At 40.3% G+C, this 19,880-nt stretch carries 17 protein-coding genes; 11 read left to right on the forward strand and 6 right to left on the reverse strand.

What is annotated here, in order from left to right:
• Positions 1–62 precede the first annotated feature (62 nt).
• From BLO34_RS02210 to kdsB, 4 genes are read left to right on the forward strand one after another with little or no spacing between them, the layout of a single operon-like run.
• A complete protein-coding gene (locus BLO34_RS02210) occupies positions 63–1,484 on the forward strand; it encodes an ATP-dependent RecD-like DNA helicase (protein WP_090752205.1) in 1,422 nt (473 codons plus the stop codon).
• A 2-nt stretch (positions 1,485–1,486) separates the two neighbouring features.
• Complete coding sequence (locus BLO34_RS02215; protein ID WP_090752207.1) at positions 1,487–2,089, forward strand: DUF4126 domain-containing protein; 603 nt, start codon at positions 1,487–1,489, stop codon at positions 2,087–2,089.
• On the forward strand, positions 2,089–2,538 hold the full coding sequence (locus BLO34_RS02220) for a hypothetical protein (RefSeq protein WP_090752209.1): 450 nt from the start codon (positions 2,089–2,091) through the stop codon (positions 2,536–2,538). Before BLO34_RS02215 ends, BLO34_RS02220 begins: the two co-directional genes overlap by 1 nt.
• Position 2,539: 1 nt before the next feature.
• Complete coding sequence (gene kdsB, locus BLO34_RS02225; protein ID WP_090752211.1) at positions 2,540–3,292, forward strand: 3-deoxy-manno-octulosonate cytidylyltransferase; 753 nt, start codon at positions 2,540–2,542, stop codon at positions 3,290–3,292.
• Here kdsB and BLO34_RS02230 read toward each other — a convergent pair.
• The gene (locus BLO34_RS02230) at positions 3,289–3,597 is read right to left on the reverse strand and encodes a GNAT family N-acetyltransferase (protein WP_090756365.1); all 309 of its coding nucleotides are present in this window, start codon (positions 3,595–3,597) and stop codon (positions 3,289–3,291) included. The genes kdsB and BLO34_RS02230 overlap by 4 nt on opposite strands.
• Before the next feature lie 175 nt (positions 3,598–3,772).
• Between BLO34_RS02230 and BLO34_RS02235 the strand changes: the two genes are divergently transcribed.
• The 6 genes from BLO34_RS02235 to BLO34_RS02260 all read left to right on the forward strand — a co-directional run bounded on the left by BLO34_RS02235 (position 3,773) and on the right by BLO34_RS02260 (position 8,719).
• Complete coding sequence (locus tag BLO34_RS02235; RefSeq protein ID WP_090752213.1) at positions 3,773–4,423, forward strand: alpha/beta fold hydrolase; 651 nt, start codon at positions 3,773–3,775, stop codon at positions 4,421–4,423.
• Positions 4,424–4,466: 43 nt separating this feature from the next.
• Positions 4,467–5,399, forward strand: coding sequence for a lytic transglycosylase domain-containing protein (locus tag BLO34_RS02240; protein ID WP_090752215.1), 933 nt, complete (start codon positions 4,467–4,469; stop codon positions 5,397–5,399).
• A 3-nt stretch (positions 5,400–5,402) separates the two neighbouring features.
• Complete coding sequence (cls, locus tag BLO34_RS02245) at positions 5,403–6,878, forward strand: cardiolipin synthase (protein WP_090752217.1); 1,476 nt, start codon at positions 5,403–5,405, stop codon at positions 6,876–6,878.
• Positions 6,879–6,894: 16 nt separating this feature from the next.
• Positions 6,895–7,278 carry a sulfite exporter TauE/SafE family protein gene (locus BLO34_RS02250; protein WP_090756366.1) on the forward strand — a complete coding sequence of 128 codons (384 nt, stop codon included), beginning with the start codon at positions 6,895–6,897 and terminating at the stop codon, positions 7,276–7,278.
• Between the two features lie 30 nt (positions 7,279–7,308).
• Positions 7,309–8,154, forward strand: coding sequence for a DUF2911 domain-containing protein (locus BLO34_RS02255; RefSeq protein ID WP_090756367.1), 846 nt, complete (start codon positions 7,309–7,311; stop codon positions 8,152–8,154).
• 145 nt (positions 8,155–8,299) lie between these two features.
• On the forward strand, positions 8,300–8,719 hold the full coding sequence (locus tag BLO34_RS02260; protein WP_090756368.1) for an OsmC family protein: 420 nt from the start codon (positions 8,300–8,302) through the stop codon (positions 8,717–8,719).
• A 71-nt stretch (positions 8,720–8,790) separates the two neighbouring features.
• On the opposite strand, the gene BLO34_RS02265 is transcribed toward BLO34_RS02260, so the two are convergent.
• From BLO34_RS02265 to BLO34_RS02285, 5 genes are all read right to left on the reverse strand, one after another.
• Complete coding sequence (locus tag BLO34_RS02265) at positions 8,791–10,566, reverse strand: sodium:solute symporter (RefSeq protein ID WP_090752219.1); 1,776 nt, start codon at positions 10,564–10,566, stop codon at positions 8,791–8,793.
• Between the two features lie 80 nt (positions 10,567–10,646).
• The gene (locus BLO34_RS02270) at positions 10,647–13,190 is read right to left on the reverse strand and encodes a PIG-L family deacetylase (RefSeq protein ID WP_090752221.1); all 2,544 of its coding nucleotides are present in this window, start codon (positions 13,188–13,190) and stop codon (positions 10,647–10,649) included.
• A gap of 82 nt (positions 13,191–13,272) precedes the next feature.
• Positions 13,273–14,046, reverse strand: coding sequence for a DUF1206 domain-containing protein (locus tag BLO34_RS02275; protein WP_090752224.1), 774 nt, complete (start codon positions 14,044–14,046; stop codon positions 13,273–13,275).
• Between the two features lie 59 nt (positions 14,047–14,105).
• Positions 14,106–15,128, reverse strand: a complete 1,023-nt coding sequence (locus tag BLO34_RS02280) for a serine hydrolase domain-containing protein (RefSeq protein WP_197672893.1) — start codon at positions 15,126–15,128, stop codon at positions 14,106–14,108.
• 127 nt (positions 15,129–15,255) lie between these two features.
• Positions 15,256–16,038, reverse strand: a complete 783-nt coding sequence (locus tag BLO34_RS02285; RefSeq protein ID WP_090752228.1) for a DUF1206 domain-containing protein — start codon at positions 16,036–16,038, stop codon at positions 15,256–15,258.
• Positions 16,039–16,227: 189 nt separating this feature from the next.
• Here BLO34_RS02285 and BLO34_RS02290 point away from each other — a divergent pair, with 189 nt between their 5' ends.
• Positions 16,228–19,815: a methylmalonyl-CoA mutase family protein gene (locus BLO34_RS02290; protein WP_090752231.1), complete on the forward strand. Its 3,588-nt coding sequence runs from the start codon at positions 16,228–16,230 to the stop codon at positions 19,813–19,815.
• Positions 19,816–19,880 lie beyond the last annotated feature (65 nt).

Consider the following 19,880-nt stretch of genomic DNA (forward strand, 5'->3'; position numbering starts at 1 on the left):
CGTCCTAATGAGCCGTGACATTTTTGAATTAAGTTTATCCATTACCTTTCCACACTTTTTTGATGACTCCGCAAGATTTTTTTAAAATTCTTAAACTCGATTTTCCTTTTGAACCTACTTTTCAGCAGGAAAGAGCCCTGGAAGAACTATCGCAGTTTATTCTTAGTCCAGAAAAGGACGAGATATTCATGTTGCGCGGTTATGCTGGTACAGGTAAGACCACCATCATTAGTAGCCTGGTCAAAAGTTTGTGGAAAGTAAAAAAAAGCCCGGTACTACTGGCGCCAACTGGTAGAGCTGCAAAGGTGATTAGTAGTTATTCCAATAAACAAGCGGCTACCATTCACAGGGAAATTTATTATCCAAAAGGTCAAGGATCTGGCAATGTTCAATTCACGCTCAAGGTAAATAAGCATCGCAATGCTCTATTTATTGTAGATGAGGCATCCATGATTCCAGATGTTGCAGCAGAAAATAAGATGTTCGGTGGGAATGGCTCACTGCTGGATGACCTGATTGAATACGTTTATAATGGATTTAAGTGCAAACTGATTATTATAGGAGATACAGCCCAACTGCCACCTGTGAAATTAGACATTTCGCCAGCCCTGGATGCTCAACTTATAGAACAGCGATATCTCAAAACGGTTATCGATATGGAACTGGATGAGGTCAAGCGACAGTCAGAAGGTTCTGGAATTCTCTATAATGCTACCCAAATCAGAGAACATATCGAACAAGATGATGCTACTTTTAAATTCAAAACCCAACCATTCAAAGACATCGAGCGATTAATTGACGGCCATGAAATTATGGAAACGGTGATGAGTGCTTATGATAATCAAGGTCACGAAGAAACAGCGATCATCGTGAGGTCCAACAAGCGAGCTAATTTATATAACCAACAAATCAGGTCGCGTATTCTCTTTCGCGAAAGCGAGCTAGCGGCAGGAGATTACCTTATGGTGGTCAAGAATAATTATCACTGGCTGGATATAACTAGCGACGCAGGGTTCATCGCAAATGGTGATATTATTGAGGTGTTAGAAATCTACGATTTTAAGGAAATCTATAATTTTAAATTTGCAAACGTCAAGGTGCGCATGGTGGATTATCCCAACGCAAAAGCTTTTGATACGACGTTATTGCTCGATACATTGACGTCAGAGTCTCCATCGCTTACCTATGAGCAGAGTAACAGTCTGTACCAAGAGGTGCGTATGGATTATCTGAAATTACCCAAGTGGAAACAATACAAGGAAATCAAGGCAAATGCCTATTTCAATGCGCTACAGGTTAAATTTTCTTATGCAATCACGTGTCATAAATCGCAAGGTGGACAATGGGAAAATGTGATTGTGGAACAACCTTATTTACCAGATGGTCCCAGTAAAGAATATTTGCGATGGTTGTATACTGCAGTGACGCGAGCTAAAACAAATTTGTACCTTATCGGCTTCAAAAATGAGAACTTCATAGAATAAACATGCTAGAAATCATCATAAGTGTTTGCCTGGGAATAGGCCTATCTGCAAGTGCAGGGTTTCGGGTTTTTGTGCCGCTTTTACTATTAAGTATCTCGGGATATTTGGGATGGATACCGCTCAATGAGGACTGGCAATGGGCAGGAAGTTTGACTGCAATCATCGTGCTTGCAGTAGCTTCGGTTATAGAATTGGGTGCCTATTTTATCCCGTACGTGGATAATTTGCTGGATACGGTTTCCATACCGCTGGCGACAGTCGCGGGAACGCTAGTGATGTTTACGGTACTTAGTGATGTAGACCCTATTTATAGTTGGACTCTGGCGATAATAGCCGGTGGTGGTACGGCCGCAAGTATCGCCACGACCACAAGTGCAGCCCGCGCGACAAGCACGACGGTTACTGCTGGCATTGCAAATCCTATTATTAGTATTCTCGAGGCTATATTTTCCACATTCCTGAGCATACTCTCCATTCTAGCCCCATTTTTAGCGGTCATTGTGGTGATTCTGACATTTTTTGGAATTCGCAAATTGTACCGTAAAATGTTTAAGAAAAGTCCGCTTTCGCGAAAGCGTAACAACCCAACTACAATCGAGCAATAATGAGTTTCTTGGAACGAAAATCAACAGAGTGGACGTGGTCTGAAAAGGAACAAACGCTAAGTATCATTGATAGGGATCAATATATCATATGGTGGCTTCCAGCCTTATTATTTATACCCGCAATAATTCAATTGATTTACGGTATATATTTTTCAAAATGGATTGAGGTTGCACTAGCATCAATAGTTGTAATTCCAGGCACAATACTATATTTGATTGGTTTGAAAACCATTAGCTTGAAACGTTATATAGCGTTTCAAGAAATCGATCTTATTGTAGTGAAAAATAATACGATCAATGTGGTAAGTATTAAACTTTGTAATGGTAGGTACCGCCAGCTATATTTTACTAAGCGTGCTGATTATAATGAATTTATAGAATTTGCAGAGAGTAAAAATATCAAAATCAAAGAACGTTCTCTCTATTGGTCATTACCATTAAATTATTAGTATGCTTAAGAAAATAGCGATTATTCCCGCACGTTTGCAATCGCAAAGACTGCCCAAAAAGTTATTGCTCGATTTAGGAGGATCTCCCGTAATCGTTCGCACGTATGAAGCGGTGAAAAATACGAACCTGTTTGACGAGGTTCTTGTCGCAACAGATAGTAAAGATATCTATCAAACCGTATTACAATTTGACGGTAAGGCCGTGATGAGCGATCAAGAGCATGATTGTGGTAGCAACCGTATTGCCGAAGCTGTTGAAGATCTTGATTATGATATTGTTGTTAATGTTCAAGGCGATGAACCTTTTACCAACAAAGAAGATCTGCAGCGACTGTTAGAAGTTTTTGATGATGATGAGCAAAACGAAATTGCGCTTGCTTCACTTATGCATACCCTAAGCGAGGAACGAGATATTGAAAACCCTAATAACGTAAAGGTGATTGTTGATACATATTGCAATGCCATGTATTTTTCTAGGTCACCTATACCTTTTATAAGAGATGAATCTGCAACTGCTGAGGTTTATAAACACGTTGGGATCTATGCTTTTCGCAAAGATGCGTTGATGGACTTTTATAAATCAAAACCTACACCACTAGAGCTAGCGGAAAAGATTGAAGCCATCAGGCACCTTGAATATGGTAAAAAGATAAGAATGGTTGAGACCTCAAATCATACCATAGGTATTGATACAGCTACAGATCTGGAAAAGGCTCGAAATTACTGGGAGCGCTGGGCGCAGTTACATCGTTAGATACTAATACCTACAGGAAGCATTTCTTTATAATCATTGCGATGCTTGCGTACAAAACCAGCAATCTTTGGATGCGTAGGTACTACCTTCAATTTTTTGTTATCTCTAATATCTGCAAAAACAGCTTTTAGAAAATTTTCCCTGAACTCAACATTGTCTTCTAGGGATTCTGGAATTATAAGTTTAGTAAGAAAAATTTTACGTTCTTGTTGAGCATATTCAATTTTTGCCATGCCAGATTCTTGCTGACATTCATATTGACGTAAAAAGGCATTATCGGTAACTTCAATCATATTGGATTCCATATTCATTCTTTAAACTCATTCTAGTATTAAGTGCAGATAGTTGTTGTTTCAAAAAGTTATGAAACGATTTTGAGAAGAGTAAAAATTGCTTGATTAACTTTGCAAAGATACCTTAAAAACCGCATTATCGCTGTACTCCATCCGTTAAATCCGCTATTTTGAAAGATTTTTCCTCATGACACAGGTTTATTTCATGCCAGGAATGGCGGCATCTCCACTCATTTTTGAGAATGTTTTTCTACCTCAAGATCAATTTGAAGTGCATCTTATGGATTGGATCATTCCAGAGCCTAAAGAATCGTTAGCTTCTTACTGCAACCGACTGCTAGAACAAATAGATCATGAAAATCCAGTATTGATTGGTGTTTCTTTTGGTGGTGTGATCGTACAGGAACTAGCCAAATTGATCAAGGTGAGCAAACTCATCATTATTTCCAGCGTTAAGACCCATCATGAGTTTCCTAGACGTATGCGATTAGCTAGAAAAACGGGTTTACATAAGTTGTTGCCTACTAGTTTAATGGGCAACTTTGACCAGCTATCCAAATATGGTATGTCAATTGCACCCAAGAAGATGGAGATGTACAAGCGATACCTCAATCTTAACGATCCTAGATACCTTGATTGGGCGCTTGATGCCATCATTCAATGGCAACAGGAAAAGCCTATGGAAGGTATCGTTCATATCCATGGAAGTGCAGATCCCGTATTTCCCATAAAATATATTGAAGGCTGCATTATAGTTGATGGCGGCACTCATGTGATGATCATTAACAGGTTTAAATGGTTCAATGAAAACCTTCCAGAAATCATTATGGAAAGCTAACTTTCATTAGGCTGTTTCTCTTACCTTTAAACAAAAAATAAGGATGAAAAAAATCGTCATTGGTTTCTCGATAGCAATCCTATCTATTGTCACCATAAGCGCCATTCAAATGGCAGATAATTCAAACGAACAGGAAGAAAGCACGCAGGATACTGAGCCAACATTGGTTCCTGGATATACCATTCACTCGTTGCCCATGCCAGAGAATTTGACGTTTGCCGGTGAGGCAGTTCCGTTGGACGATCCAGATATTCAAGAACGATTTGATAATGAACTTTTGTCTAATGTTTATTTTCAGTCAAATGCGGTAAAACTCATTAAAAAATCAAAGAAGTATTTTCCAATAATAGAGCCTATTTTGAAGGAGAATGGTATACCGGACGATTTCAAATATTTAGCAGTGGCAGAAAGTGCGCTGACTAATGCCGTTTCACCAGCAGGAGCTAGAGGTTTCTGGCAATTAATGCCGGCGACTGCAAGAGAGTTGGGAATGGAAGTGAATGATAACGTAGATGAGCGATATGATATGGTAAAATCCACCGTCGCCGCTACGCAATACCTCAAGGACAGTAAAAAGAATTTTGGCACATGGACGCTGGCAGCCGCAGCTTACAATGCGGGTAATGCAGGAGTAAATAGAGAACAGAACAGACAAGAATCAGAAGAATATTATGACCTGTTACTGAATCAAGAAACGGCTCGATACGTCTTCCGTATTCTGGCGCTCAAGGAGATTCTTGAGAAGCCAACAGCCTACGGTTTTGATGTAGATTCAGCACATTTATACACTAATGTTCCAGTAAAAAAGTTGAAAGTTGATTACGAGATTGATGATCTTGTCGCTTTCGCGAAAGCGAACAACATTTCATACAAAGTGCTCAAGATCCACAATCCATGGTTGAGAGAAACTAAGCTGAACAACAAGTCTGGAAAGACCTATTACATTTCCATTCCAGAAGCTGGATATTACAAATAGAATATGATCTGGTTCTGGAAAAATTGGTTTTTGACCGCATTGATCATCAACTATTTGGTGGCGCTCAGTGCTGCATTTTTCTTGATACGCAATAACCAGAATCCACGTAAGACAGTCACCTCTTTACTTTTTTTGGTTGCTTTTCCATTTGTAGGTCTAGCGGTCTACTATTTCTTCGGACTTGAATATCGCAAATCAAAAATCTTCAAGCGCAAGGATCTTAACTCTCATCATCTGGTAGAACGCTGGAATAATAGGCTTTTTATGGATGATAAGAAGCTAGCGAAATATGAGGAGTCATTTCTTGAAGATCGGGTAAAAATGGTGCGGTTGTTACGCCACAATCAAAAATCACCTTTGACTCTACGCAATGATCTTGAAGTATTATACAATGGAGAAAATACGTTTGAATCTATTTTCAAGGCTCTCGATCAAGCCAAAGACCACATACATTTGGAATATTTCATTTTCAACGATGATACTATAGGTAACAAATTCATCGACCATCTTGTTGATGCAAGAGAACGCGGCGTTGAAGTAAAACTGATCTACGATTCGGTAGGTAGTGACTTATCAAGAACTGGAAAGAAACGAATGACAGATGCCGGTATAATCTATCACTCTTTTATGCCGGTACTTTTTTCCAGATTCACCAGAAAAGCAAATTATCGCAATCACCGCAAGATCTGTATTGTTGATGGGCACATTGGGTTTTTAGGTGGTGTGAACGTTAGTGATGAATATGTAAATACTCCAGATCGTGACCCTAAGGATTACTGGCGTGACACTCATTTACGCATTGAAGGTCATGCAGTAAAAAGTCTACAGGCACAATGGCTTCTTAATTGGTTTTTTGTTTGTGATGGAGAATACCATGAGGTTGATGAAGAGATCAAGGATAGCTATTTTCCAGAAATCGATGAGAAAGAAAACAAGGCTGTACAGATTGCTGCAAGTGGACCAGATACAGACTGGTCCAACATTATGGAAGCAATATTTGCAGGAATTAATAGCGCAGAAAAGTCCATAAGAATCACAACGCCTTACTTTATTCCTAATGAAGCTATTTTAATCGCTCTTAAAAGTGCTGCTAGATCAGGAATCGATGTAGAAATCATGGTTCCCAGAATTGGGGATAGTTGGGCGGCGAGATATGCATCACGATCTTATTTTGAGGAAATAATGGAAAGTGGTATCAAGATCTATTGGTACTGCAAGGGAATGCTTCATGCAAAAACGATGGTAGTTGATGATAAGTTCCTCACGATAGGAACCTGTAATATGGATTACCGTAGCTTTGATATTAACTTTGAGATCAATGCCTTGATATTTGATGCAGACACGGCACGCAGTCTAGATGATAAATTTGATGAAGATTTAAAGGATTGCCAGCAGTTGGATCTGGAAGAATGGAGAGATAGATCCAAATTCTATAAATTCAAAGAGTCTTTTTGTAGATTGTGGGCACCATTATTATAATATGAAACCAGGTAAAATGACATTAGAAATAATCTTACTGCTTTTGCTATTAGGCCTTATAGCTGGATTCTTAAGCGGTAGTGTTGGAGTAGGTGGTGGCGTGGTAATGGTACCATTGGCTATCTGGTTTTTGGGATATGATCAATACCAGGCACAAGGTATGAGCCTTGCCGTGCTGGCCGTTCCAGTAACTTTTATAGCGGCTTATACTTATCATACTAGCGGGCATTTTCTAGACTGGCGTTATGCATTGATTATCGCTGCAGCGTTTGTTGTAGGAGGTTACTTTGGTTCTAAGATCGCCATAAATATTAACCAACAAGTGCTCAAAAAGATATTTGGCTTCGTACTATTGCTGGTAGCCATCAAAATGATTTTCTTTTCAAGCGCCAAAGCTTGATCCAATTAACCTAAAATTAAAAACATGAAAATGAATCGACTTATTTTACTTTTTCTATGCTGCGCGACTAGCTTAACGCTTCAAGCTCAAATAGAATCACCACAACCTAGCCCTAAGGCTAAGGTAATGCAGACCGTAGGTCTAACAGACATTACACTGGAATACTCCAGGCCAGCCATGAGAGATCGCGCCATATTTGGTAGTCTCGTTCCTTTTGGAGAGCTATGGAGAACAGGAGCTAACGAGAATACAAAGATCACATTCTCTGATGATGTAACTGTTGGCGGTGCAAAACTAGCTGCTGGTAGTTATGCTATTTACAGCAAGCCAGGTAATGATCAATGGGAAGTTATTTTTTATTCCAATACAGATAATTGGGGAACCCCACAGGATTGGGATGAAAATCTAGTAGCTGCTACCGTTATGGCAAAACCTGTAACTACTGCTGACAAGCAACAAAACTTCGCTATCGAGATCAACAATCTTGAAATGAATGGAGCAGATCTTGAGATCAAATGGGATCAGACTATGGTAAGTGTTCCACTTGAAGTTCCTACTGACGAGAAGACGTTGCAAAGTATCAATCGCATCATGTCAGGCCCATCTGCAGGAGATTATTACAGTGCTGCAACCTTTTATATGGAAAGCGGTAAGGACATGAATCAGGCTTATGACTGGATCAATAAAGCTGTTGAGAAAAACCCAAATGCCTACTGGATGTGGAGAAGTAAATCCCTTATGGAAGCTCAAATGGGTAACAAGGACAAAGCGATCGCAAGTGCAAAAAGATCTATGGAATTAGCTGCTGCGGCACCTAATCCTGACTATGTAAGATTGAACAGAATTTCGCTTGAAGAATGGGGCGTTAAGATGTAAGAATAATTGTCTCGCTTTCGCGAAAGCGAACTAAACTCAAAACCGTTTCTATCTTTAGAAGCGGTTTTTTATTGCGATAAACCTTAGTTAAAGCCCATTGCACGACGAGTAGATGGCTGTATTTTTATGGAAAATACTTACAACTATGAAATTTTCAAGAAAAGCAGAAGCTCAATGGCAAGGAACCGGTAAAGAAGGTAAAGGCCACATATCTACAGACAGTAAAGTAATGGTCGATGTTCCTTATTCATTTGGGACACGATTTGAAGGTGAGCAAAAAGGAACCAATCCTGAAGAATTATTAGGAGCAGCACACGCAGGTTGTTATACCATGCAATTGAGCTTTCTTTTAAATGAAGAGGACTTTACAGCAACAAAACTACACACAGACGCAAAGGTTCACTTTGAGGACGGCGAGATAACCACAGTTGATCTTGACGTGACTGGTGAAGTGCCAGAAATTAGCGCAGATAAGTTCAAGGAAATTGCAACTAAAGCCAAAGAGGTTTGTCCAGTTTCTAAATTGTTCAAAGCAAAAGTAAACCTGAAGGTGACATTGAAATAATCATCTTAAATAATTAGAAAAATCCGCTACGGTTATCTGTAGCGGATTTTTTATTTCTATAAGTCTCTATATTATTTCTCCTTCAGAATAGGCTGTGGCTTCATGGAGCTATCACTCCAGCCAGATTGTATGATCAATGCCAGCGCTATAGTCAGCAAAGCACCCAGCGGATTCAACCATAAGAAAGGCAGTATCTTGATCCCATTGTCTGCGAGGTCAACCAGATAACACGCCACCACAACAGCTTCAGAAATCAGAGCGGCTATAAAAATGGCGCGTCCTTTTATTTGTTTAAAATAGAAGGCGACCAAGAAAATTCCCAAAATGGTTCCATAGAAAAGTGAACCAATAATATTCACAAGCTGAATTAGATTGTCAAATAGCGACACGACACTCGCGAAGGTAATGGCAATAACGCCCCATAATAGAGTAAACCATTTACTGGCTACCACAAAGTGGTCATCATCCTTTCCAGCGCCACGAAATCTTTTATAGATGTCAATGGTTGTGGTCGATGACAATGCATTTAATTCTGATGCTGTGGAAGACATGGCTGCGCTTATTATAACGGCGAGCAATAATCCAATCAAACCTTTGGGCAAGTGATTAAGGATAAAGTTGATGAATACAAAATCCTTATCGTTGGTCTCGGCACTTGGATCTGCTTTTGTGATGAGTTCGCGTGCTTTTTCGCGATTTAGTTCTTCGGTGTTTCTTAACCCTTTCAATTCGTTGCTTAAAGCATTTGACTTGGCTGAGGTTCCGTTTTCCAATAGTTTGCCGTAGGCAATTTGCTTCGTTTGCTTCTCTGCTAGAATCGCTTCATGCTGGAGTTGTAAGCTTTGGTAGTCTCCTGCATATTTACTTTTGAGAACCGCCTTTTCTGCAGCTGGATTAAAATTGAGCGGTGTAGAATTGAATTGGTAGAAGACGAAAACCATGACGCCTACCATCAAAATAAAGAACTGCATAGGAACTTTAAGCAAACCGTTGAATAGTAAACCTATACGCATTTGCTTGACTGATTTTCCAGACAAATACCGCTGTACCTGTGATTGATCGGTCCCAAAATAACTGAGCATCAAAAAACTCGCTCCAAACAGCGCGGTCCAAACATTATATCTGTCATCTAATGAGAAATCGAAATCCAGAATTTTCATCTTGTCAGCGTTTCCTGCCATGGTCAAAGCATTGTCAAAGGAAACGCTGTCTGGAAGTTGGGTAACGATTAAAACAAATGCCGTTACCATACCGGCCATTATGACGATCATTTGCTGCTTTTGAGTAACGTTCACCGCTTTGGTCCCACCAGATACGGTGTAGATAATCACTAGAATTCCAATGGCAATGTTGAGGTATTTCAACTCCCAATTCAACACGGCGCTCAATATAATGGCAGGCGCATAAATAGTGATTCCGGCCGCAAGACCTCTTTGTATCAAGAATAGGATGGAAGCAAGTGATCTAGTTTTGACATCAAATCGCTTTTCAAGAAACTCGTATGCAGTGTACACTTTGAGTTTATGATAGATTGGGATAAAAGTCACGCAGATAATAATCACCGCGATAGGCAGTCCAAAGTAAAATTGCACAAACTCCATCCCATCGGTATAGGCTTGTCCTGGAGTGCTCAAAAAGGTAATGGCACTAGCCTGGGTCGCCATGACGGACAAACCAACGGTCCACCATCGCGCATCGCCACCTTTGATGTATTGCTCACTAGTTTGCTTGCCACGTGTTTTGTAAACGCCGTAGAGTACTATAAATGCTAGGGTAGAAGCCAGGATAAACCAATCTACCATCGATAGCTCGCCCAGATTTCCTGAGAACAAATCAACTATTCCCATAAACCGAACTTAGGATGTAGAATGCCACGGCAAACATCAGGTTAGCGACGATCACGAGCACATACAATCGGTTCCACTTTTTAGAACTTTTGATCTTGTTTTGTTTCAAGGTTAGGTTTGGTTTTACTCAAGCTTATCATATTTGCCAGCAACTTATAAGCGCCAGCAACTCCAACCGGCAACTCACGGAAGAGACTCAGTCCTGTATAAACCACATGACCATCTCCATATTCAGCAACGATCAGGCTGCCATCAGTTTGTGCTTCTCCTTTATCGCTCATTCCTAGAATAGGTTGAAAAGCAGGATCCCATTTTTCTGGAAAATATAATCCGCGTTCCTGAACCCAACCTTCAAAGTCTTTTTGAGTAATCTTATTAGGTACGTTCAGGACTTTATTTTCTGGATCTAAGAAAGTGACTGCAGCATTCTCGTCAGTAACTCGCTTTCGCGAAAGCGAGATCTCCAACGGTCCCAATACATCATTAGGAATACCGCGATCTGTATTATACTGCATCACCAGAGTGCCACCATTTTTAACAAATGTATCCAGCCTATTTTGAAGGCTTGCCATGGCTTCTGGCTCCACGTTAAAAGCTCTAATGCCTACAACTACAGCATCATATTTGCTCAAATCTGCAGGAACCTCACTAGGCTCAAATTTGAAAACCTTGCTACCTATGGCTTCAATAGCCGTGGCAACATCATCGCCAGCACCATTGATGTATGCGACGGTTTGGGCAAGATTTGAAAGCCCTGGGTTGACCAATTTTGCAGTCGCAGAACGAACCAATTGCTGATCTGGAATGTGGTTATAAGAAATATTGACTACTTCCTTATCAAACTTTTTATCGCCAGTATTCACATAAACCTTCATCTCACCTTCAGAGAAGCCAGTCGGTGCTGAAATTTTGAACGTATAAGATCTCGATTCCCCTTTTGATAATGAAAACGGCTGCTGTTTTACCATAGGCTGAATCCAACCATTAGGAATGTCAGCAAAAACAGTAACATTGGAAACATCAGCAAAAGCTTTGATGTTGACGGATATGCTTTTCATTTCCTCATTTCCAAAAACATAGACTGGATTCTCTACAGATATCGCAATTTCTGGGACAACATTGAACGGCTCATAGATCTCTCCACGTACACGATCGGTGGTTTTGTAGATGACCGGTAGAGACATTTCTATTTTCTGGTCATCAAACATGAGAATTACTGGAATCTGAAAAGCTGCCGCTGCTTCTGGCATTCCTATTTTGTTGGGGTCATCCACTACATACATTCCTAAACTACCTTCTTCTTCAAGATAATAAGGGTTTGTCGGTGCCTCATTTTCAGGAATGTTAAGAATTCCCTCTATAGTAACCGACTTATTTTTTGCAACCGAACCTTTCGATTTCTCAAAGTTCACTGCAGGGTTATCGTTGATTTGATAGTCTAAATTGGCGATGGTGCGATTTGCTAATTCTACCTCAAGTTTAATCGATTCACCAGATGTGCCAAAAGGTTGATTGACCGTTGCCTTGGCATATAATCCAATGAGGTCTCTTATGATCAAGTCGGTTTCTTCGAGCTTCAAATCTCTCCAGTAACCAGAATCCAGTGCATTAATCTGCTTGCGCAATTCAAGCAAATCATTCAAGCTAGCAGATGGATCTTTGAAGTCATAAGTTTCTTTAACCTTATTCAGTTGCGCCATCACTTTCTGTCCGCCTTGTACTCTTGTCCATGTCGTATTAATTCCAGAAAATGGGTCTGACTTATCGGTAGGGAACGACCCTTTCAAAAACTCAAGATATTCCGTAGAAGAACCTCTGGAACCTGATGATCCAAAGCCTTGTGATTGGTGTCTGCTTCGGCTTAATGCTGCGATCTCGCCTACAGAATAGCCTGTGGAGGTGAAGTAATCTCCGTTGTCTATTTCCAGGAGATTTGTTTTGTCCGCTTTCGCGAAAGCGTCCTCACTACCATAGAACCACCAGCTGGTGTTGAAAAATAATCGCTCTGGTTTCCAAGTATTTACATATTTCAACTGTGCAGGAAATGCACCTTTATCGTTTGCCAAATCAAAAGCCTGAACGCTCAAAATAGCGCTGCTCGTGTGATGACCATGAGTGGTACCAGCGGTCCTGTGATCAAAGCGGTTGATAATAATGTCTGGTTGAAACTTGCGAATCACCTGCACCACATCAGAAAGCACTTCGTCACGTTCCCATATTTCAAGGGTTTCTTCTGGATCTTTGGAATACCCAAAGTCATTGGCCCTTGTAAAAAACTGCTCACCACCATCGATGCTTCTCGCCTCCAGTAATTCTTGGGTGCGTATCATTCCTAATTGTTCACGCAATTCTGGTCCGATTAGGTTCTGACCACCATCGCCACGAGTGAGCGATAAATAAGCCGTCCGAGCCATTTTCTGGTTGTCCAACCAGGCTATCAACCGTGTATTCTCATCATCTGGATGTGCGGCAATAAAAAGTGCAGATCCTAGAAAACCTAATTTCTCGATATTCTGATAAATCTCTGAACTACTGATAGGTTGATTACCCAATCTATTCTCTTGTGCCGCGACGACTGCCGATAAAAACAACGTCAAAAACAGGCCAAAAATTAGCTTCTTCATAAGTCGTGAAGATAGAAAAAGCAAAGTTATTTATGGAAATATAGTGGTGGGAACTGACCTTCAAGGTAAGGTACTATTAGAACTATTTAATGGGGATATTTCTATGCTTGCCACTCATAATTAAGAACATGCCGTAACATATGATCCCAAAAGAAACCACACCCATAAAAAAGGCACCATAGGTAACGCTGATAAATGCAAACGCCGCATCAAAACCATCTGGTAAATTATCCATACTATAATAGGCAGATCGCGCCAAAACGTAGGCAAAAACAGCAAAAACAATCCCACGACTGAAACGTCCAAATCGTCCTAATAACATTAGATACTTGTATTGTCTTGCGGTTAGATCGTCACTGTGTGTCATTTTATCCATCATGGAAGAAAAGGAAATCCACCATTCATTGACCGCGCTCACGGCGAGACCAACGGCGACAATAAAAACGAGCACTTTTCCAAAATCAGATTGCAATACCATTAACTTGATATTGGAATCATCATCATTTTGTGCACCTATCAAAACCGTTACGCATGTGAATAGTAACAGGCAATATCCCAAACCATTTATGAGATAGGCAGCTCTTCTAAAAGTAGGTTTGCTATTGGAGCCATCGTAATCGCTATTGTTGAATGTGAGGTAGAATCTTGAAAATATATAGCCAACTAAACCAATGGTCATGAGCAATAGCAAAAACCAGCCGATGGATAATCCATAGATCCACTCGATCACCTCACGTTCATTTTTTAAGGCATTGGCAAGATTGCAGGCGGTTACAAAGGCCATAAAGCCCAAAAGAAAGAATACGATACCTTTTGTAACAATACCTATTCTGGAAAAACGTCTAGAATTCTTCAATTAACGTACGATTCAGCCTTCAAAGATAAAGCTGGAAAAATGGAAGAAAGAATGCTATGTTAGTTAATAACAGCGTTAATGCGTTCCCATAGAAGATCGTGCGATTGTATGGGAACCAAATCATCGTCAGCAGAGTTGCCCATTCTTATAATAACTAATCCCATAGATGGAACTACATCTATAATTTGGCCATTTTTACCTAAGGCACTGTACATATCGTCAGGTGCATTGCGCACTACAGGACGATTAAACGAATCTGCAAAACCTGGAAAAATGGTTGAATCTGTTCCATTAATCCACCAAAGATATCCATAAGAAGGATTCAACTGCTGGGAAGTTGTAGTCATTGCTGTAAAGAAGTTTTCTGATACTAATTGATCACCGTTCCAGTTGCCATTATTTAAGTTAAGCAAACCAAAACGTGCTGCGTCAAGTGGTCTGCTCCAGAAAACATTGCTGCCACCTGTAGAACGCCAGGATCCATTGATGCCAGTAGCGCTTAGACTTTCAGTGGTAAACTGATTGTAACTTGTTCCAGACGCATTTTCTATCACATCATGCAACAAAAGATAAGGAGCGTTGTAATAATACCATTCTGATCCAGCATCTGCCTTGTAATTTAAGCATATAGGATCTTTGCAATTTAGATTCCCACCATCATAATCAAATCCAGTGGTCATCTGTAATTGAGTTTTTAAGGTGATCAGGTTTTCTTGAGCAGGAGTGAGCGTTGTCCATCCATTTCCTAGGTAATCAGACGTTCTATCATCAATATTTAATAAACCATCGTTCTGGGCTATTCCTGTTAAGAAGGCTGTTAGCGATTTACCAGCACTGGCCCAATACCATTGAGATTCTCTCGTAAACTCTCTATTGAAGAAATCGTTACCGTAATACTTCTCTATGGCAATCCTTCCATCTTTAAGGACGATAAAAGCTTTGGTTTCCTGATCTATAAGAAAAGTCTCCAAATCGTCAATGGCCTCTGTATTCCAGCCCAAATCATTTGGTTCTACGGTTTCCCATTGCGAATTATCTAATGGCGGGAAATACAGAGCATCTACCGCAGGTTCTGCTTCCAAAGTTTGAGAATCAGAACATGCCAACAATAAAGCGAAAATCAGAAAAGAAAAAACTTTCATAATCCTAAGACGTTTAAAGATTACAAAAGTTTGATTTTTAATTAAATATGTTCGTTGATCAACCAACTTATTGAATAGGAATATTTCTATATCTAGAGCTTGCCAGCAAATAGATTCCATAAAGCGCGAGGCCAAAAGCTACAACTCCCATGAGAATCAAACCACCTTGTTCTTGAAGAAATGCAAAGGCTTGTTTAGTTCCTCCAGCTTCTTGAGCATCAGATTGTGAAGCCGCTTTGTAAAATAGAAATGCTATGATTCCAAATACTACTGCTCTCGCGGTGAAGCCAGCTTTTCCAGCTTTAATAAGGAAGGATTGGCTTTTGGAATCTAATTCTGAATTTTGAATACGATCTGTAAATTTCCCAGAATAGGCTCGGTATAATTCATAACCAGCTTTACCTAACAAGATCAAGGCAATAATATAAATGGCAATCGATCCCCATGATTGATCTAATATCATAGCTAACCATCCCTTTTTGCTAGAACCACCACTAGAGCTATTTAATAAAAGTTCTATAGCGGTATAACAAAGTAGCGCATAGGAAATGGCACTAAAAACATAACCTATTCGCTTCACTGTAGATTTGGTATCAGAATCACCTTCTGGATTTGCAATAGCGAGGTACAGTCGCCAGAAAACGTAACCAGCAATACCTATAGCGGTTATTAAAAGTAATATCTGTCCAAAACTTTGACCTGCAATGTACTTAAGTGCACCATCACTGGAAGTCATGTTTTGGTTGGAATTGAACGCGGCGTATGCGGTGATTCCACCTAGAATCACGTAAATAATTCCTTTTGTTGCGATCCCTATTCTTGCAAAGGTTTCTTTTTTACTGGAGCTCATGGATAGTATTTTTGGTTAGTTGTAACTGAGAATTTTAAAAATAAAAGCTTTTTCCTACAACAGATACAATTTCAGGTTAAACCTAAAGGAGCAATTTGAGCATCCATCGGTGTAAAGTTTAAAACATCATTGGCAAGTCCAACGCTATCATTTTCGTAATTTTGCAGCGTCTAAAATCAGAAATTCGCAATGCAAGATCAAACACCATACGTTCCAGTAAATAAAGTAAGAATAGTGACTGCAGCTAGTCTTTTTGACGGTCACGATGCAGCCATCAATATCATGCGTCGCATCATACAATCTACCGGTTGCGAGGTGATCCACTTGGGTCATGATAGAAGTGTGGAAGAAGTTGTGAATACGGCAATTCAAGAAGATGCAAATGGTATTGCTATGACTTCCTACCAAGGTGGCCATAATGAGTACTTCAAATACATGCGCGATTTATTGGTGGAGAAAGGTGCTGGTCACATCAAGATTTTTGGTGGTGGCGGTGGTGTGATTTTACCTTCAGAAATTGCTGAATTGATGGAGTATGGAATCACGAGAATCTATTCTCCAGACGATGGTCGCTCCATGGGATTGCAAGGGATGATCAATGATTTGGTCGAACGTTGCGATGTGCCGGTTCCTACCATGGAAGAAGTGTTGAAGAATAAAGGTGATCGGGATTCCGCTTCCGCGAAAGCGAACTTAAATGGAGAATTATTGCACAACCACGTGCTTACGATTGCAAGACTTATTTCGCTAGCTGAAAATCGTCATGAAGATTTTGTCAAGCATTTTGCCGAAGCCGATAAAACAGAAAAACAAGCGCCAGTACTTGGGATAACCGGAACTGGTGGCGCAGGAAAATCCTCATTGGTAGACGAGTTGATCCGTAGATTCTTGATTGATTTCCCTGAGAAAAACATTGGAGTAATATCTGTAGATCCATCTAAACGTAAGACTGGCGGCGCTTTACTAGGTGACAGAATTAGAATGAACGCGATCAACAATGACCGTGTTTACATGAGATCGCTGGCCACACGCCAATCCAACCTCGCACTTTCAAAACACGTGCAGGAAGCTGTAGACGTCTTGAAAGCTGCCAATTATGATTTAATCATTTTGGAAACCAGCGGAATAGGGCAGAGCGATACCGAAATCTTAGAGCATAGCGACGTGTCTTTATATGTAATGACGCCAGAATTTGGTGCCGCAACTCAGTTAGAAAAAATCGACATGCTTGATTTTGCAGATGTCGTAGCGATCAACAAATTTGATAAACGTGGTTCGCTAGACGCTTTGCGAGATGTAAAGAAACAATACCAGCGTAACCACAATCTTTGGGAAGCAGATCCAGAAACATTACCAGTTTATGGAACTATCGCGAGCCAATTCAACGATCCAGGTATGAATGCGTTGTATGAAGCGCTGATGGCTGAGGTAACTGAGAAAACGGGGGCCGACTTCAGTTCTAAGAACGAACTTAACAAAGCCCAAAGCGAAAAAATCTTTGTAATCCCACCATCAAGAACACGCTATTTAAGTGAAATTGCTGAGAGCAACCGATCTTACGACAACACTGCCGCCGTACAATCCGTGGTCGCTCAAAAGCTGTTTGGAGTGTATCAAACGATCCTCACCGTACTTGATACAACCACAGTTTCATCATCATTAAATCCAAATATTGTAACTCAAAACAAGGGTAAAGATAGCGCTCCTGATAATGATTTCTTAGCCGAAAAAGGTCTCAATGAAGAGCAGATCTTAAAGCAAGTTCAGGATGTTGATAAAGAATTTATAGATCTATTGATCGCACAATTCAACAAATCATTGAAAGATCTTGATCCCTACAATTGGGAGATCATCACCACTTGGGACGATAAAGTAAATAAGTATAAGCAACCTATTTATGAATTTCAGGTTCGTGATAAGGTCATAAAAATTGAAACCCATACAGAATCACTTTCTCATAAAATGATTCCTAAAGTGGCGCTCCCTAAATACACCGCGTGGGGTGATATTTTAAAATGGTGCCTGCAGGAAAATGTTCCAGGTGAGTTTCCATACACGGCTGGACTCTATCCATTTAAGAGAACTGGAGAGGATCCTACTAGAATGTTTGCTGGAGAAGGTGGACCAGAACGTACTAATAAGCGTTTTCATTACGTGAGTCTAGGAATGCCAGCTAAGCGATTGAGTACCGCTTTTGACAGTGTGACTTTATATGGTAATGATCCTGGATTGCGCCCAGATATATATGGGAAAATCGGTAATGCAGGTGTAAGCATTTGCTGTCTGGATGATGCTAAAAAACTCTATTCTGGTTTTGATTTGTCACATGCGATGACATCTGTTTCTATGACGATCAATGGACCAGCGCCTATGTTGTTAGGGTTTTTCATGAATGCAGCGATTGATCAAAATTGTGAGCGATTCATTACAGAGAATGGTCTAGGCGATAAAGTAGAGGCAAAGCTCAAAGAAGTTTATGACGATAATAATGTAGAACGTCCTTCTTATTTGAACGCTCAAGGCGAAAAAGTATATTCCAAAAACGGTCAGGTAGATACTAGCAAACTCCCAGAAGGAAACGACGGATTGGGATTGATGCTTTTGGGACTTACAGGAGATCAAATCCTAGAGCCAGCAGATTATGCCAAAATTAAAGCTGAAACGCTAGCGCAGGTACGCGGTACGGTTCAGGCAGATATTCTTAAAGAAGATCAGGCACAGAACACTTGTATTTTTTCTACAGAATTTGCATTGCGATTAATGGGTGATGTACAACAGTATTTTATTGAAGAAAAGGTGCGCAATTTCTATAGTGTTTCCATTTCAGGATATCATATTGCAGAGGCTGGAGCAAATCCTATCACTCAATTGGCATTCACACTCGCTAACGGATTTACTTATGTAGAGTACTATTTAAGCCGTGGTATGGACATCAATAAATTTGGTCCTAATCTAAGTTTCTTCTTCTCCAACGGTATCGATCCAGAATATTCTGTAATTGGTCGTGTGGCTAGAAAGATTTGGGCCAAAGCCATGAAGAACAAATACGGCGCAAACGAACGTGCCCAGATGTTAAAGTACCACATACAAACTAGTGGTCGTTCTTTACATGCTCAAGAGATTGACTTCAACGACATACGTACCACATTGCAAGCGCTATATGCGATTAATGATAACTGTAATTCACTGCATACCAACGCTTATGATGAAGCGATCACCACACCTACAGAAGAGTCGGTAAGACGTGCGATGGCGATACAATTAATCATCAATAAAGAATTAGGTCTCGCCAAAAATGAGAACCCAATCCAAGGAGCATTTATTATCGAAGAATTGACAGACCTTGTAGAGTCTGCAGTGCTGGAAGAATTTGACCGCATCACAGAACGTGGTGGAGTTTTAGGTGCGATGGAGACCATGTATCAACGCAGTAAGATCCAAGAAGAATCCATGCACTACGAGATGTTGAAACACACCGGCGAGTTCCCGATTATAGGAGTCAACACATTCCTAAGCTCTAAAGGCAGTCCAACTGTTTTACCAGCTGAGGTGATCCGTGCGACAGAAGAAGAGAAGCAAGCTCAAATTGCAACCAAGAATAATTTGCATTCCGCTTTCGCGAAAGCGCAACAAGAACAACTTTCCAACATACAACAAGCAGCGGTGGATCAAGGCAACATCTTTGAACACTTAATGGAGGCTACCAAGATTTGTACATTAGGACAGATAACTGAAGCCTTGTTTGAAGTTGGTGGACAGTACAGGAGGAATATGTAAGAAGTATATTTCTTCGATAAAATAAAATCATAATGAATGAGAATGCGGTTTTAGTTTATCGAAGG

The sequence above is a fragment of the Nonlabens sp. Hel1_33_55 genome, from assembly GCF_900101765.1.
Classification (GTDB): domain Bacteria; phylum Bacteroidota; class Bacteroidia; order Flavobacteriales; family Flavobacteriaceae; genus Nonlabens.